Below are 12782 nucleotides of genomic sequence, written 5' to 3'. Positions count from 1 at the left end.
TTAGAAGCTGTAAGTAGCTGAGAAGCCTCAACCAGCCATCCGAAAGGCACAGGTGCATGAGCGAGTCTCGGACCTGGGACGACGTCGACGACTACTTCACCACCCACCTCGCACCGAACGACGAGGTGCTGGAGGCGGCGCTGCGCGACAGTGAGGCGGCCGGGCTGCCGGACGTCGCCGTCACGCCGTCCCAGGGCAAGTTCCTGCACCTCCTGGCGCAGATCCAGGGCGCCCGCACCATCCTGGAGATCGGCACCCTCGGCGGCTACAGCACGATCTGGCTGGCCCGCGCCCTGCCCGCGGACGGCAGGCTGATCTCCCTGGAGTACAGCGCCAAGCACGCCGAGGTCGCCACCCGCAACATCGCGCGGGCGGGCCTCGACGGACTCGTCCAGGTGCGGGTGGGCCCGGCCCTGGAGTCGCTGCCCAAGCTGGCCGACGAGAACCCGGCCCCGTTCGACCTGGTCTTCATCGACGCCGACAAGAGCAACAACCCGCACTACCTGGAGTGGGCGCTCCGGCTCACCAGCGCGGGCAGCCTGATCGTCGTGGACAACGTCGTACGGCAGGGCCGGGTCGCCGACGCGCACAGCACCTCGCCGGACGTGGTGGGCAGCCGTGCCGCGATCGAACTGATCGGCAGCCACCCGAGGCTGACCGGCACGGCGCTGCAGACCGTGGGCAGCAAGGGCCACGACGGCTTCGCGCTGGCGCGCGTGCTGGCGTAGCCCCGGCCGCTCAGCTCTTCGGGGTGAGGTCGAAGGCGGGGTAGGACGGCGTGGACAGCCCGAAACCGGACAACGGGTCGGAGGGTGCGGGGGACGCCGTGGGGACGCCGTTGTCGTCGCAGAGCCCCGGCCCGGACGGTGCGAACACGTGGTAGTCGACCACGCGCTTGGTGGGGAAGGTGACGGTGTCGCCCAACAGCGTGTCACCCGTGTCGATCTTGGTCGGCAGTTCGCGGTCCTTGAGCGGCGCGCCGACGTAGATCGCCTCCAGGAAGCCGTCGCAGGGGCTCGCCTTGGCCGAGGCGAAGCCCTTCGGCGGCTTCACGTCGTGGACCTTGCGGCCGTCGATCTTCAGTTCGCTGCGCTTGAGGGGCTGCAGGACGTAGTCGTAGTCCACCTCGTTCGAAAGAGGGTCGGCGGCCGAAGTGGCGGAGGACGGGCGGTAGTTGACACGCCAGTACTGGACCTGCACGGTCACCCGGTCGCACAGGGGCCCGTCGAAGCCGGGTATGGACTTGGGGAAACGGACCTCTCCCGGGCCCAGGGCGGGCGTGCCGATCTGTCCGAAGTCGACCCAGTCCACCCCCTTCGCCGTGCTCCACTTCGCGTTCGGGTGGCAGCCGTCCGCGTTGGTGGGGTAGACGTCCGACGGTTTGACCACGGGGGTGGGCGAGGCGGTCGACGGGGTGGCGGCCGGGGCCGCCGCGGTCGTCGTCGCGGAGGGGCCGGCAGCGGCGTCGTCGTCACCGCTCCCGCCGGAACAGCCGGCGGCCGCCAGCACCGCCGCGACGATCACGGCCGCCCGAACCCGTCTGTGCGCAGTGGTCATGCCGCTTTCCCCCCGTCCGCCCGATGGATCACGATGCTCCCAGGTGAAGTTGCCCGTCTGCCATGACGGAAAACTCACGTTCGACGGGTTCGGAGCGGGCGGCGGATCCTCAGAACTCGTGGTAGAAGCCGACGTTGACGCTTCGCGGGGCGGTGCGGTCGCGGACGACGATCTCGCCGTTGCCGCCCCTGGGCAGCGCGACCGTGCCGCCGTAAGGGAGCGTCTGCGCGTACTCCCCGACGACGAGCCGGACTTCGGAGGACGGTTCGGGCTGCGAGCCGCGCAGCCAGGTCACCTGCCAGGTCCCCTCCGGGCCGCACAGGAACTCCAGGTGGACCCTCGACACGAACAGCCAGTCGTCCGGCGAGACCAGACGGCACACGGACTTGTCCCGCCCCATCCGCAGCACGGCGCCCGGCTCACTGGGCGCGTCGGCCATCTGCATGCCTGCCGTGGCCCCCTCTTCCCCGGACACGGTGGCCATGGTCAGTTCGAGCACGTGCTGCTCCTCTTGAAGTGTGCCTACACAGCCGCCGCATGATAAATCGCCCGGCCAGGTCACGTCCGGCACAATGAAGTCATGACCGAGCGAAAGCCACCGGGTGTGCCGTGGGAGTCCTGGGTCGACAAGCAGATCCGGGACGCCGAGGCGCGCGGAGAGTTCACCCAACTGTCAGGCGCGGGCAAGCCGTTGCCCGCCGGCACGGACACGTCGTACGACGAACTGTGGTGGATCAAGCAGAAGATGGCCCGCGAGGGACTGTCGGTGCTGCCGCCGACGCTGGCGCTGCGCAAGGAAGCCGAGGACGCGCTGACCGCGGCGTACGCGGCGCCCTCGGAGCGGATCGCGCGGAAGATCATCACGGACGTGAACGTCAAGATCCGCGACATGATGTTCAAGCCGCCGCCGGGTCCGCCGCTCGGGATGAAGCCGTACGACGTCGAAGAGGTCGTACGGGAGTGGCGCGAGCGGCGGCCGGCGTCGTAGCGAGGTGGGTGGGTCAGCTGTGCAGCAGCCGCTCGGCCAGTTCGCGGTAGTCCCTGAGGGCCAGGCGGAGCTGCTCGGTGTCGGGGTGCTCGGGCACGGAGCGGCCGCCGTCCTGCCAGGAGGTGCGCAGGGCGCGACGGCGCCGGGTGACCGCGTCGGCGAAGCGGCCGGCGATCTCCTCGACGACCTGATCGGCCTCCCGGACGGCGTCCTGGGGCCCGTCGACGAACCCGGAGACGGCGTTGCGCAGCCGGAGCTCGAGCTTGTCGCATTCGTCGTGGGGGAGGAGACGGGCGGCGGGGCGGCTGCCCGGACCGGCGGCTTCCTCGGTCACCGCGGGCGGGGTGGGCGCGATGGTGTGGCCGGACCCTTTGCCGGTGGGTGCGCCGGGTACCTCGGAACTGCCTGTCGCCCGGTCGTCGGCCGCCTCCGGCGGGGTCGGTGCCACCGGGCGGCCGGTGCGCCTGTCGGCGGCTTCCTCGGGCGTGGTGGACACGCCGGTACGGCTGCCCACACCCTTGCCGGCGGTGTTGCCGGTGCCGGCCTCGTCCTCGGTCGCCTCGGGGGGCGTCGGTGCCACCGTCCGCCCGCTCGCCTTGTCGTCGTCGCCGTGCCTGCCCGGCCCCGCGGGGCCGGTCGTCATGTCCGTCATGTCACTCAACTCCCCTTCGCGTGACGTCGGTTGAGGGCCCACGGCAGATGGCCGCGGCTCTCCTTGTGGCCGTCGGTGCGGGCGTCGGCGGTCGTCCCGGAGCCGTCTTCGCGGCGGTCGTGGCGGTTCGGGGCCGTGAGGTCCTCGAAGAGGGCGCGGGCCTCGACCATGGCCTCCCGCAGCTCCTCCGTGTCCGCCCGGTCGCCGTCGTTCCCGCTCACGCCGACGCGCGCGACGCGGTGGACGTGCCGGTAGCCGTGGACGTGGTCGGCGTGGTGGACGGAGAGCGCGGCGAGCTGCTCCTCGTACTGGCCGCCGTCCGGGAAGCCGCGCGCGGCGGCGATCTCCGAGAGCAGCCGGTCGGCGTCGGCCACGGCCTCCCGCGGCGAGTCGACGAACCGCTCCTGCGCGGCCGTCCAGCGCTGCTCGAACTCGTGGCGGCGCCCGGCGTCGAGCGGCGTCTCGCGCAGCGCCCCGTGCCGCTCCACCCGCTCGGCCAGTTCGCGCTCGGCGGCCTTGGCGTCCCCGTCGTGCCGGGCCAGCGTCCGGTCGTACTCGGGTCCGAATCGACGCTTGAGGTCCCGGCCGCCACGCGGGCCCCGGGCACGCTGGGCGAAGGCGGCCGCGACAAGGGCCACGACCGCCACGATCACGATCAGAGCGATGATCATGCCTGTGGACATGGGTACCTTCCGGTGGGTCGGCCCAACGGGCCGGTTCCCCGACCGGGTTGCCAGCGGGCCCCCGCCCAAACTGCCCGGGCGGAGGTGGGGAGGCTGTTGTGGGCACGGGGAGGGGACGACAGGTGCCACAGGTACTGGACTACGACGGTGAGGCCCGGGACTACAACGCCTCGCGGGGCGGCGAGGCACGAGCGATGGCCGCGGCGGACGCCCTGGAACAGCTGCTGCCGCCGGGCCCGTGCAAGCTCCGGGACATCGGATGCGGCACGGGCATCGTGACGAGGAGGCTGCTGCGGCCGGACCGCACGCTCCTGGGCGTCGACCGCTCCCCCGGCATGCTCGGCGTGGCCGCCCGGCGGCTACCGGGCAGCGTGGTGCGCGGCGACGCCACACGGCTGCCGCTCGCGACGGGCAGCGTGGACGCCGTCGTACTCGTCTGGCTGCTGCACCTGCTGCCAGATCCCGCCGCGGTGCTGGCCGAGGCGGCCAGGGTGCTGCGGCCGGGAGGGGTCCTGATCACCACGGTCGACAAGGACGACGCGTACTTCGCCGACGCCAGCGACATCGCCCGCATCACGGCGGACGTGCGCCGCCGACACGCACCCGACCACTCCACCCGCCTCCTGCCCCAGGCCGCCGACCACGGCCTGACTCTCGCCGCCGAGACGTCCTTCCCCGGCACCGGCCAGGGCCGCAGCCCCCGCCGCTGGCGGGAAGTGATCGAGGCGGGCCGCATACCGTGGTGCGCACAGACCGCCCCGGAGGAGATGGCGGAGCTGCTACACCGACTCACCGCACTGCCCGATCCGGATACGACGCCCGTACAGCAATCCCTGTTCAAGGGAGTTCGCGACCTTTGCTACGACCGCGGGATCAGACGCGCTGAACGGTTCGCGAAGGTCATGCACGGGTCGCGAGGCGGGCTTGCAACAGCTCGTGCCGGAACTGATAGGTGGCGCCGACCTGGCGGAGGACTCCACGGCTGTGCGCATCGACGAGGAACGTCATCAGCCTCAGAGGCAGCCGCCCTGTGCCCCACCAGTACAACCGCATCAGCGCGAAGCGTCCCCATGCCGAACCCACGATCGACCAAACGAGTCCGCTCGCCACACTGGCGGCAGCGCCCATGGCCAGCGTGGCAGCCGTCGGGAGAGCGGACCATGCGGCGGTTGTCACGAGCAGGCCGGCGGCGAACCCGATCAGACACCCCTGTGTGATCGCCGAGATCCGGTCCGCCTTGAGCAGCCTTTGCGGATCAACGGCCTGTTCCGCTTCGACGGGGGCGACGACGAAAGCGAGCAGCACCGTCCCGAACGCCGTGAAGATCGACACCAATGTCTCTGCAGACAGGTGCACCGTGGCGATATTGACGATGACGGCGCCGCCGATCGGGATGACAACCACGACGAGGATCCGGCCGACCTGCCGAAGGCCCTGCGCAAGCGTCGTCGGTCCCACGGCCGTCGGCTGCGGAAGGTGACGCAGCCATGGGATGAGCCAGACGGCCGCTCCGACGACGACTCCGAAAAGGCAGCCGAAAAACAGCCCCCGCCCCTGCCCGGCATCCACGCTGAGCACGATCGTCGCGGCGACCGCCGACAGCACGGTCGCAGCCAGTGTCAGTGCCACGCGCACACCACGCAGGGGAATACCGTCCGCGAACCGCCACCAGCTCAGGTTCTGTCCGCCGCTGCGGGCCAGGTGCGCGGCGAGGTGGACCAGCCAGCGCTCCGCCTTCGGGGCAGACAGCCGACGCGGGTGGTGTCGGCCCGGGTCCGCGTACGCGGCGGCTACGAGCCCGTCCAGCAGGTGTTGACGCAAGGCGTGGGGATCGCGGAACTCGGGTCGCAGCAGTTGTGCCGGATCGGCGTCGGTGTCGCTGAACTGGACTCGGGCGAGCCAAACCATGAGTGGATTGGACAGGACTGTTGCGATGCTTCGGCTCTCCGGCAGGTCAGGATGGTCGCTGAGTTGCTGCAGTACAGGAGTCCACTTGGTGCCCGAGCCCAGGCTGCCGTCCGGCCGTGTCGTTCGCGGCAGATACGCGGCGAGGGTCTCGAGGCGTAGCGGTTGCAGCCCAATGACCGCCGCCCCGGTCAGCACATCTCCGGCCTCTGTCGCTGCGCGGTACTGCTCCGTGCGGCACGTGATGACGATGTGCTCGCCGCGGTACAGCACAGCATTGAGGTTGCGCAGTACGTCGGCCTTGACCCGGGTCGGCAGCTCGTCCAGGCCGTCGAGCACCGGCAGGACACCCCGACCGTGGACCAGCCGATGCGCCCAGGAAATGCCGTCGTCGTCCAACTCCGACAGCCGTGGATCGAGTTCCACCAGCCGACCGCAGATCCACGAGCGGAAGTCCTGGCTGTCCGGGTCCCAGGTGCTTGCGGGCAGCACAACCGGTACCGGCTCACCTGGCATGCGGACGGCGAGTGACTCGACGGCGAAGGTCAACGCGGCGACGGTTTTGCCCGAGCCCGCGTCGCCGAGCACGACCAAGCGGCCGGTTGGTACCTGCAGGTACGCTTCCAGCACCGACAGCGACGGCGTGCACCGCATGCTCGGCGGTTGGACGTCTGCATCCGGCCAGATGTTGCTCGGATGGTCCATCAGGTCGCGGTCGGCGAGCTGCCAGTCAACCGGCAGCAGGTCAGGATCCTGCAGCCGCCGAACCGCGCCCTCCGCCGCATAGCCGTCCGCTGCCGCCGCTGCGAGATTTTCCAGGTACTGGTCGGCGGGGCGTTGTTGCCGGGTAGCCACACCGTTTCGCACCCCCAGGGTGGCGTCGATCGTCAGCAGGATCGCAGCGATGTTGAGGAACAGGCCCAGGATGCTCGCCCATTGATCGGACTGCGCCCGGCCTTCGTGAAGGAAGAACATCCCGAGCGCAGCGCAAACCACAATGCCGACAGTGAATATGAGGAATCGTCGTATACGCCACGGCCGTCGCTGTCGGGTCACGCAGATGAGTATGGCGTGACCTTCGCGGGCGCCGAGTACGTTGGTGACGGCACCACGGCCAACCGGTACGGGCTCGGCGGAACACCGCTCAGTGCGCGAACCTGCGTACCCCCGTCACCGACCACACCGTCGCTATCCGGCCGTCCACCACCTCGAACAGGTCGATGCCGCTCTTCTGGGTGCCGTCGGGGCGGGTCACGTGCCAGCAGGCGGCGACGCGGCCGAGCCGCGGGTCCACGGTGGGGGTGCCGTCGACGGCGTAGCGGCGGCCGGGGTGGGTGGTGCGGTGGCCGGCGATCATGTCGACGATGGCGGCGGGGCCGCGGATGCCGTCGGTGCCGGAGGCTTCGGGGTTGCTGCCGAAGCGGATGCGGAAGTCGGGGGCGAGGAAGGTGTCGGGGTCGGTGTAGTCGCCGTTCCAGAGGGTGGTCCAGCGGTCCACGAGGGCGCTGCCGGTCTCCGGGGTGAGGGTGATGGCCGTGGTCATCGGTGCCGCCTTTCGCTCGTACGTCGGTGAGGAGTCCGTCGGTCGGGAACACCTCCAGCCTCGGCCGCGCACGCGACACCCCTATGTCGGTGATTGCCGTCACACCCCGAACTCGCCCAGCGGAACCAGGTCCGACCCCAGCGTGTCGAGCTCGGCCAGGTCGACCGGCCGCTCCGGCACCCGCTCCTCCAGCGCCCGCACCGCCCGTATCCGGTCCAGCCGGAACCCGCGCGGTGCCTCCCGCAGGCGGCACCAGCCCGCCAGGTACCAGTGCTCCTCGCCGCCGAGGAACGCGATCGGCTCGACCTCGCGCGTCGTCGGCGTGCCCTCCGCGTCGGTGTACTCCAGCCGCAGCACCCGCCCCGCCGTGAGCGCCTCCCGCAGCGGCGCCGGTACGACGGGCTCGGCCGACCGCGCCGTCCGGGCCGGCGGTACGAGGAGCTGGACCCGGCCGGTCATCTCGGCGGCGGCCGCCCGCTCCCGTTCGGGCATCACCGCGAGCACCTTCTGCAGCGCACTGCGCGCGTCCGCCGCGAACGGCGTCCCCGCGAGCGCGTGCAGTCCGACCGCGAGCGCGGTGGCCTCTGCGGGCGTGATGGTGAGCGGCGGCAGGGTCCGCTGCCGGTCCAGGGCATAGCCGCCGCGCCGGCCCGGCTCGGCGTACACCGGCACACCGGACTGCTGGAGCGCCGCCAGGTCCCGCTCGACGGTCCGCACACTCACCTCGAAGCGGGCGGCGAGCGCACGTGCGCTGCGCGGCCGGGGCGCGGCGGCCCGAAGTTCCTCCACCAGGGCGTAGAGCCGGTCGGTGCGGTTCATACCGACCAGTCTGCGCAATTCCCGGGGTCACGCATATTCGGTTGCGTGCCCGGCCCGCCGTCTCCGCAGAATGACCGGATGAGCAACTGGACCGTCACCCCGGAACCCGTCGGCTCCCCCGCGGCCACCGCCCTCTGGCGGGCGTACTACACGGAGGTCAGCGACCGCTGGTACCTCCTGCACGAGGGCCGGCGCACCGACCCGGCCGAGCTGGAGCGCGAGATCTCCGCCCGGTCTGGGGACGAACTCGCCCCGCCTTCCGGCCGGTTGCTGGTCGCGCGGTACGGCGGTGAGCCCGCCGGCAGCGCGGGCGTGCGGCTGCTGGACGGCGACACCGCCGAGCTGACCCGGGTGTTCGTGTACGAGGAGATGCGCGGCAAGGGCGGCGCCCCGCTCCTCGTACGCGCCGCCGAGGCCGCCGCCCGCGACCTGGGCGCCCGCCAAGTGGTCCTCGACACCCGCAGCGACCTGGTGGAGGCCCGCGCCCTGTACGCCCGCCTCGGCTACACGGAGACCGGGCCGCACAACGACGACAAGTACGCCGAGCACTGGTTCCGCAAGGATCTGCCGGACTGATCCCCAGCCGGGCGGGTCGGGTCCGGTCCTGCTCAAGTCAGCCTGGCCACCGGCCCGTTGTCGTGCGGCTGTTCCCTCTCCGAGCCGCACAGCTCGTCGTTCAACTGCCGTACCAGCTGGGCGAGATCGGTCGGGCGGTCCGGGCCCCACCAGTCGCCCAGCAGCTCCGCCAAGGAGTCCTCACGGGCCTGCGCGAGGCGGTCGGCGACCTCGCGTCCGGTGTCGGTCAGTACGAGGTCGAGGCCTTCACGGGTGGCGAGCCGGCGTTCCTCGACCTGGCGGGCGGCGGCGAGGATGACGTTCAGCGGGACGGCGCTGCGCTCGGCGAGCACGCCGGGTTCGACCCAGCCGTACTTCTTCATCCGCAGCAGCAGCCAACTGGCGCCCGGAAGAAGGTCGTAGCCCGCCCGCTCGGTGATCTTCTCGTAGATCGCGCGGCGGCCCTCCCGGGTGCCCAGCAACGACAGCGCACGGCACACCTCGTCGTACGAGGACCGCTGGACGGGGTTGCTGGCGAGCGTCTCGGTGAGGTCGGGCGCGGTGACGGACCCGCGCAGCCGGTCCTCCTTCAGGAACCACGCCAGTACGAAGCCGAGGAGGGCGACGGGGGCGGCGTACAGGAAGACGTCGGTGATGGACTGCGCGTACGCGTGCAGGGCGGGTGCGCGCAGCGCCGGCGGGAGTGAACCGATGCCGCGCGGATCGGACTTGAGCGCGTCCACGGAGAAGCCCGCGGGGAGTCTGGCGCCCCGGAAGGCGTCCGTCAGCTTGTCGCCGAGGCGGCTCGCGAAGACCGTGCCGAAGATCGCCACGCCGAAGGAGGCGCCGATCGAGCGGAAGAAGGTCGCGCCGGAGGTGGCGACGCCGAGGTCCTCGTACGAGACCGCGTTCTGCACGATGAGCACCAACACCTGCATGACCAGGCCGAGTCCGAGGCCGAAGACGAAGAAGTACGTGCTCATCTCGGCCGTGGAGCTGTGCTCGTCGAGCCGGTGCAGGAGGAGCAGGCCGAGCGCGGTGACGCCGGTCCCCGCGACGGGGAACACCTTCCACCTCCCCGTCCGGCTGACGATCTGGCCGGAGACTGTGGAGGAGATCAGCATGCCGAAGACCATCGGCAGCATGTGCACGCCGGACATGGTCGGCGAGACGCCCTGGACGACCTGGAGGAAGGTCGGCAGATAGGTCATCGCGCCGAACATCGCGAAGCCGACGATGAAGCTGATGACGGCGGAGAGCGTGAAGGTGCGGATGGTGAACAGCTTGAGCGGGAGGACGGGTTCGGCCGCCCGCCGCTCCACGAGCACGAACGCGACGGCCAGTACGACGCCCAGCACGGCGAGTCCGACGATCTGCGGCGAGCCCCACCCCCAGGTGGTCCCGCCCAGGGACGCGACGAGGACCAGGCAGGTGGCGACGGAGGCGATGAGGAAGGTGCCGAGGTAGTCGATGACGTGCCGGGTGCCCTTGCGCGGGATGCGCAGGACGGCGGCGATCACGGCGAGCGCGACGACGCCGACGGGCAGGTTGACGTAGAAGACCCAGCGCCAGCTCAGATGCTCGGTGAACAGCCCGCCGAGCAGCGGCCCGAGCACGCTGGTCGCCCCGAACACGGCTCCGAACAGCCCCTGGTAGCGCCCGCGTTCACGTGGCGGGACGACGTCCCCCACGATCGCCATGGACAGCACCATCAACCCGCCGCCGCCCAGCCCCTGCAGGGCCCGGAAGGCGATCAACTCGCCCATGTTCTGGGCCATTCCGCACAGCGCGGAGCCGACGAGGAAGATGACGATGGCGATCTGGAAGAGCCGCTTGCGCCCGTACTGGTCGCCGAGTTTGCCCCACAGCGGGGTCGCGGCGGTCGAGGCCAGCAGATACGCCGTCACGACCCACGACAGGTGTTCGAGGCCGCCGAGGTCGCTGACGATCGTCGGCAGCGCGGTCGACACGATCGTCTGGTCCAGGGCCGCGAGCAGCATCCCGAGCAGCAGGGCGCCGATCGAGACGAGGACGTTCCTGGGCACGTGCGGGTCCCGTGCCTCCTGCCGGTGCCCGGTCACCGCGGGCGCATCCCCTGCCATGAGGCCTCCCAAGGCTCCCCAAGGGTCACGGACCGTCCCGGTCCATCTTCCATCGTGGGTGGAGTGACCGGTTTTGGCCCGTCGAGTCCCGCGGAATCCGCTATTCCGGGGGCTTGTGGGAGACGGGGTGAAGGAGATCTGCATAATCTCTGGAGTTCGTCGGACAGGCGCCAGGGGAGCGCGGAGGGAGGGACGAACGCGTGACAGAACCGAAAGGTCACATGTGCCCGGAGTGCGGTGCGCCCAGAGCGGCCGACAACACCCCGTCGTGCGGCTGCACGGAGCGGGCGTCCGAGGCCCTGCGCGACGCGCGTGAGGCCCAGGCGGCCGCGGCGGAGGACTTCGACCCGCTGCGCATACGCCCGTACGTCGAACTCGACGGGGCGGCCCACGACGCCTCGGTGGCCGCCGCCGAGGCGACGATGCCGCTGCGGGCGATCACGGGAGCCGGGGCGACCGAGCCCAGCACGCAGGATCTACGGCTGTTCGAGCCCGGCGAGAGCAGCTACGGCGAGGCGGGGAACGACGAACCGGGCGTCGGCCCCCGCATCCGTCGCCGCCGCACGGTCCTGCTCGGCGCCGGCGGGGCCCTGGTGGCCGTGGTCGCCGCGGCCGGCCTGGCGAGCGGCCTGTTCTCCTACCGGACACCGGCCCGGGACACGGCACTCCCGGACGACATACGGGCAAGCGTCCCGGACACGTCACCGAGCGAGCCGTCCGCATCACGGTCCGGGGACGGGGCATCGGCGGCCACACCCCCGCCGGTCTCGCAAACACCGTCGGCCACGGCCTCCGCCTCGGCATCCCCGTCCCAGACGGCCTCACCGAGCCCGTCCACCTCACCGACCCCGACCCAGCCCCCGCCGACGGTCACCGCCACGGGCACGGTCACGGCCACCGACAACGACCGCCAGACCGCGCCGCCGGTCCTGCGCCGCGGCGACAGCGGCGACGAGGTCAAGGAACTGGAACTCCGCCTGACCCAACTCGGCCTCTACACAAGGAAGGCGAGCGGCCACTACAACGAGGGCGTGGAGGACGCGGTCACCAGATACCAGCAGGCCCGGGGAATCCAGGTCGAGGAGTACGGGGTGTACGACCTGGAGACACGGGCACATCTGGAGTCGGAGACGACGGAGCCGTGAAAACGACGGTGGTCCTTCCCACCTAGCCCACGTACAGCCGGATCCACCCGTCCGCGCCGGCTTCCACCCGCACCTGCGTCAGATCCCGGACAACCACGTCCGGCTCGTGGAAGTCGGCCCGCGGCCCAACCCCCACCACCCGCATCCCCGCGGAGCGCCCCGCCGCGATGCCCGCCGCGGAGTCCTCGAACACCACACAGTCGGCCGGATCGACCCCCAGTTCGGCGGCCCCCTTCAGAAAGCCCTCGGGATCCGGCTTGCTGGCCCCCACGCACTCCGCGGTCACCCGCACCTCCGGCAGCTCCAGCCCCGCCGCGGCCATCCGGGCCGTGGACAGCGGGACGTCCGCCGACGTGACCAGCGCATGCGGCAGCCCCCGCAGCGAGGCGAGGAACTCCCCGGCCCCGGCGATCGGCACCACACCGTCCACGTCGGCCGTCTCCTCGGCCAGCATGCGGGCGTTGTCCGCGTGGTTCTGCTCCATCGGCCGGTCCGGCAGCAGCAGCGCCATCGACGCGTATCCCTGCCGACCGTGCACGACCTTCATCACCTCGTCCGCGTCCAGCCCGTGCCGCTCGGACCAGCGCCGCCAGCAGCGCTCGACGACGGCGTCGGAGTTCACGAGAGTGCCGTCCATGTCCAGCAGGAGGGCGCGGGCGGTCAGGACGGTGGGCACGGTGGTGACCGTCATCGGCAGCTCCAAGGCGCGGAGGAAGGGACAAGGCGGCCCCGTCCGCCGGTCAGGGAAAACGGACGGGAGCCACTTTGTTCCTCCACGGTACAAAATCGGCCCGACATCCGCCACCGGCTTGAACAAAGGTTCACCGACCGTT

The 12782-nt window shown here is 71.2% G+C and carries 13 protein-coding genes and 1 pseudogene; 5 read left to right on the top strand and 9 right to left on the bottom strand.

The window, feature by feature from the left end:
• Window positions 1-56 precede the first annotated feature (56 nt).
• Window positions 57-728: an O-methyltransferase gene (locus ABZ848_RS01375; RefSeq protein ID WP_360823351.1), complete on the top strand. Its 672-nt coding sequence runs from the start codon at window positions 57-59 to the stop codon at window positions 726-728.
• Window positions 729-738: 10 nt separating this feature from the next.
• Here ABZ848_RS01375 and ABZ848_RS01370 read toward each other — a convergent pair whose 3' ends face one another.
• Window positions 739-1557 carry a hypothetical protein gene (locus ABZ848_RS01370; protein WP_360823348.1) on the bottom strand — a complete coding sequence of 273 codons (819 nt, stop codon included), beginning with the start codon at window positions 1555-1557 and terminating at the stop codon, window positions 739-741.
• Between the two features lie 109 nt (window positions 1558-1666).
• Window positions 1667-2056 carry a hypothetical protein gene (locus tag ABZ848_RS01365; protein WP_360823345.1) on the bottom strand — a complete coding sequence of 130 codons (390 nt, stop codon included), beginning with the start codon at window positions 2054-2056 and terminating at the stop codon, window positions 1667-1669.
• Between the two features lie 81 nt (window positions 2057-2137).
• On the opposite strand from ABZ848_RS01365, the gene ABZ848_RS01360 reads away from it, so the two are divergent.
• Window positions 2138-2545 (top strand): DUF1992 domain-containing protein, encoded by a 408-nt coding sequence (locus ABZ848_RS01360; protein WP_360823342.1) that lies wholly within the window; start codon window positions 2138-2140, stop codon window positions 2543-2545.
• 13 nt (window positions 2546-2558) lie between these two features.
• Here ABZ848_RS01360 and ABZ848_RS01355 read toward each other — a convergent pair whose 3' ends face one another.
• Both ABZ848_RS01355 and ABZ848_RS01350 read right to left on the bottom strand, forming a co-directional pair.
• On the bottom strand, window positions 2559-3197 hold the full coding sequence (locus ABZ848_RS01355) for a hypothetical protein (protein ID WP_360823339.1): 639 nt from the start codon (window positions 3195-3197) through the stop codon (window positions 2559-2561).
• A 5-nt stretch (window positions 3198-3202) separates the two neighbouring features.
• Window positions 3203-3880 (bottom strand): hypothetical protein, encoded by a 678-nt coding sequence (locus ABZ848_RS01350; protein ID WP_360823336.1) that lies wholly within the window; start codon window positions 3878-3880, stop codon window positions 3203-3205.
• 194 nt (window positions 3881-4074) lie between these two features.
• On the opposite strand from ABZ848_RS01350, the pseudogene ABZ848_RS01345 reads away from it, so the two are divergent.
• Window positions 4075-4470: pseudogene (locus tag ABZ848_RS01345) on the top strand (class I SAM-dependent methyltransferase); the annotation flags it as partial.
• 310 nt (window positions 4471-4780) lie between these two features.
• On the opposite strand, the gene ABZ848_RS01340 reads toward ABZ848_RS01345, so the two are convergent.
• From ABZ848_RS01340 to ABZ848_RS01330, 3 genes are all read right to left on the bottom strand, one after another.
• On the bottom strand, window positions 4781-6841 hold the full coding sequence (locus ABZ848_RS01340) for an NACHT domain-containing protein (RefSeq protein ID WP_360823333.1): 2061 nt from the start codon (window positions 6839-6841) through the stop codon (window positions 4781-4783).
• Between the two features lie 88 nt (window positions 6842-6929).
• Window positions 6930-7328, bottom strand: a complete 399-nt coding sequence (locus tag ABZ848_RS01335) for a nuclear transport factor 2 family protein (RefSeq protein ID WP_360823330.1) — start codon at window positions 7326-7328, stop codon at window positions 6930-6932.
• A 99-nt stretch (window positions 7329-7427) separates the two neighbouring features.
• The gene (locus ABZ848_RS01330; protein WP_360823327.1) at window positions 7428-8147 is read right to left on the bottom strand and encodes a YafY family protein; all 720 of its coding nucleotides are present in this window, start codon (window positions 8145-8147) and stop codon (window positions 7428-7430) included.
• 78 nt (window positions 8148-8225) lie between these two features.
• Here ABZ848_RS01330 and ABZ848_RS01325 point away from each other — a divergent pair, with 78 nt between their 5' ends.
• A complete protein-coding gene (locus ABZ848_RS01325) occupies window positions 8226-8723 on the top strand; it encodes a GNAT family N-acetyltransferase (RefSeq protein WP_360823324.1) in 498 nt (165 codons plus the stop codon).
• A 32-nt stretch (window positions 8724-8755) separates the two neighbouring features.
• Here ABZ848_RS01325 and ABZ848_RS01320 read toward each other — a convergent pair whose 3' ends face one another.
• On the bottom strand, window positions 8756-10804 hold the full coding sequence (locus ABZ848_RS01320) for an MDR family MFS transporter (RefSeq protein WP_360823321.1): 2049 nt from the start codon (window positions 10802-10804) through the stop codon (window positions 8756-8758).
• Between the two features lie 200 nt (window positions 10805-11004).
• Between ABZ848_RS01320 and ABZ848_RS01315 the strand changes: the two genes are divergently transcribed.
• Window positions 11005-11949 (top strand): peptidoglycan-binding domain-containing protein, encoded by a 945-nt coding sequence (locus ABZ848_RS01315; protein ID WP_360823318.1) that lies wholly within the window; start codon window positions 11005-11007, stop codon window positions 11947-11949.
• Between the two features lie 22 nt (window positions 11950-11971).
• Here ABZ848_RS01315 and ABZ848_RS01310 read toward each other — a convergent pair whose 3' ends face one another.
• Complete coding sequence (locus ABZ848_RS01310; protein WP_360823316.1) at window positions 11972-12640, bottom strand: HAD family hydrolase; 669 nt, start codon at window positions 12638-12640, stop codon at window positions 11972-11974.
• Window positions 12641-12782: the final 142 nt, after the last annotated feature.

It is taken from the genome of Streptomyces sp. NPDC047081 (genome assembly GCF_040643775.1).
Taxonomy (GTDB): Bacteria; Actinomycetota; Actinomycetes; order Streptomycetales; family Streptomycetaceae; genus Streptomyces.
The sequence above is the reverse complement of the archived record's forward strand: the minus strand, read 5'-3'. Positions and strand labels throughout refer to the sequence as shown.

Excerpts from the sequence above, each read along its gene's own strand:
- ABZ848_RS01320 (WP_360823321.1), bottom strand. The coding sequence starts at position 10,804 with ATGGCAGGGGATGCGCCCGCGGTGACCGGGCACCGGCAGGAGGCACGG.
- ABZ848_RS01355 (WP_360823339.1), bottom strand. The coding sequence starts at position 3,197 with ATGACGGACATGACGACCGGCCCCGCGGGGCCGGGCAGGCACGGCGAC.
- ABZ848_RS01325 (WP_360823324.1), top strand. The coding sequence starts at position 8,226 with ATGAGCAACTGGACCGTCACCCCGGAACCCGTCGGCTCCCCCGCGGCC.
- ABZ848_RS01375 (WP_360823351.1), top strand. The coding sequence starts at position 57 with ATGAGCGAGTCTCGGACCTGGGACGACGTCGACGACTACTTCACCACC.
- ABZ848_RS01310 (WP_360823316.1), bottom strand. The coding sequence starts at position 12,640 with ATGACGGTCACCACCGTGCCCACCGTCCTGACCGCCCGCGCCCTCCTG.
- ABZ848_RS01360 (WP_360823342.1), top strand. The coding sequence starts at position 2,138 with ATGACCGAGCGAAAGCCACCGGGTGTGCCGTGGGAGTCCTGGGTCGAC.
- ABZ848_RS01330 (WP_360823327.1), bottom strand. The coding sequence starts at position 8,147 with ATGAACCGCACCGACCGGCTCTACGCCCTGGTGGAGGAACTTCGGGCC.
- ABZ848_RS01370 (WP_360823348.1), bottom strand. The coding sequence starts at position 1,557 with ATGACCACTGCGCACAGACGGGTTCGGGCGGCCGTGATCGTCGCGGCG.
- ABZ848_RS01350 (WP_360823336.1), bottom strand. The coding sequence starts at position 3,880 with ATGTCCACAGGCATGATCATCGCTCTGATCGTGATCGTGGCGGTCGTG.
- ABZ848_RS01335 (WP_360823330.1), bottom strand. The coding sequence starts at position 7,328 with ATGACCACGGCCATCACCCTCACCCCGGAGACCGGCAGCGCCCTCGTG.